Genomic DNA, 1966 nt, shown 5'->3' with positions numbered 1-1966 from the left:
AGAGTTGTTGATGGAAGAGAATTAGAAGGATTAGAATGGATACCATTGCCCGCATACGGAGCTGGTGCTGTAGTACCTCCACCACCAAACTCAGGATCGGTAACAAGAGGATCTGGCGTTTATGAAGAGGTAAAAAGAAATGCCATTAATAACTACAACGGTATAATGGGAATTGTAGGCAGTAGTATAAACAATGGTATTGCTGTAATGAGTGTAGTTTCTACTACTGGAATAGCCATTGGCAACCGGGTTCTGAATAGTGGGGGTAGTGATAAAGCTGAAAGTAAAGAAAATGGTATAAAATCAGAAGATGAAGGTATTGTCTATAGACGAAGAGAAAAAACTGGAAAGGAAAAAGATTATATAGGCCAAGCTAAAGACTCAATAAGATATAAGAAACGACAGAAAGAACATCAAAGAGCAAATAAGGATGCAGACTATGAATTTGAAGATATTGATAGAGGTAAGCCTGGAAAAGATCTCGATAAAAAAGAACAAAAACATATAGATGAAGGAGGTGGCCCAACCAATAAATCAAATCCTAATGGAGGGTTACAGAATAAAAGAAATCAAATAAAACCACCAAAACCACCGAAACCACCCAAAACATAATAATAATGGCTAAAAGATTTAAACTAAACGAAGGAGATATCTTTACAATCCCTTTGAAAAATAACGAATTTGGATTAGGGCAAATTATTAATTTTCCTAGAACATCTGATGCATTTATTATAGTATTATTTAATAAAAAAATTTCCGAATCAGACACATTTGACAGTATAAAAATAGAAGATTTAGAAATAATTTTTCTTGGATATACTTTTGATGCAAAATTGTATTATAATGATTGGCAGATTATTGGAAATTATAAGGATAACATCCAATCCATTTTTTTACCATTTTTTAAATTGGGCACAATTGATGACGCTAGTTTAGTTAATTACAGAAGTAAAGTTTTAAAACGTATCAATGAATCTCAGTTTAATAAATTAACATATAAAACTGAAATCGCACCGATAAGATATGAAAATGCTCTAAATGCATATTTTGGATTACAGGAATGGATTTCTGAGGATTATGATAAAATATTGTATGAAAAAACCTTAGAATCAATAAAAATTGCTGAAGAAATATTGAATAATTAATAATTTAGGGTATTGTTTTTAATACCCTAAATTTTAAAACAAACTAGCTATATAGGGAAGTAGGGTATTATCCTTTTGGATTAGAATATGCTACGCCGCAACTTACACAGAATCCTAATTACACTTATGGTTTCCAAGGGCAGGAAAAGCAGAAGGAAACAGGTTGGAGTTCTTTTAAATGGCGAAACAGTATTCCAGAGCTGGGCAGGTTTTTTAACGTAGATCCTCTTGCCGAAAGTTATTCTCAATGGTCAACTTATGCTTTCAGTGGAAACAGAGTAGTAGATGCCAGGGAGTTAGAAGGATTGGAACCACTGCCTTTAAATGCTGGCAAAGTTTACGAAGCGCGACAGTTACTTGCAGATAACCTTGATAGGCAGGGGCGAAGTACAGAGGCTTCCAAATTAAGAGCACATGCGGATTTAATACAGGAAATCAATACAGCAGCGATTTCGTTACCATTTTTTGAAATTGAAGAAGTCGTATTATCAGCAAGAGCTGCAAGTAGTTCAGGTTTTTTTGGAAGAATTTGGTCAGGTATTAAGGGTGTTTTTACAGGTGCAGAAGCGAGTTCTGGGATTGCAGAAACAACTGCAGGAAAAGTACCTAATCCGTATGGGAAAGCAGGTGGGCCATTGCATCAAGCAAAAATAGAAGAAGTTGGAAAAAAATTAGATGCTGATGGATTTACAGAAATAAAGACTGAGGTAAGAGTGGATACACCTAAAGGAAGTAAAGGTAAAAGGTTTATAGATATTCAAGGAACTAATCCAAAAACTGGAGAAGTTAAGCAAGTTCAAGTTGGAAAGCAAAATAAAAAT

At 34.3% G+C, this 1966-nt stretch carries 2 protein-coding genes and 2 pseudogenes; all 4 read left to right on the top strand.

What is annotated here, in order from left to right; all coding sequences use genetic code 11:
* Positions 1 to 612, top strand: a pseudogene (locus tag GTR01_RS24365) (RHS repeat-associated core domain-containing protein); the annotation flags it as partial.
* Between the two features lie 5 nt (positions 613 to 617).
* Entirely contained in the window at positions 618 to 1145 is a 528-nt protein-coding gene (locus GTR01_RS24360) for an Imm26 family immunity protein (protein ID WP_160140288.1), read from the top strand.
* Between the two features lie 77 nt (positions 1146 to 1222).
* Positions 1223 to 1438, top strand: a pseudogene (locus GTR01_RS24945) (RHS repeat-associated core domain-containing protein); the annotation flags it as partial.
* A gap of 12 nt (positions 1439 to 1450) precedes the next feature.
* Positions 1451 to 1966 (top strand): hypothetical protein (locus tag GTR01_RS24355; protein ID WP_410492615.1); only part of this gene is annotated, 516 nt, incomplete at its 3' end.

The sequence above is a fragment of the Chryseobacterium sp. c4a genome, assembly GCF_009900745.1.
GTDB lineage: Bacteria > Bacteroidota > Bacteroidia > Flavobacteriales > Weeksellaceae > Chryseobacterium.
This window is presented reverse-complemented; position numbering and strand designations above follow the sequence as displayed.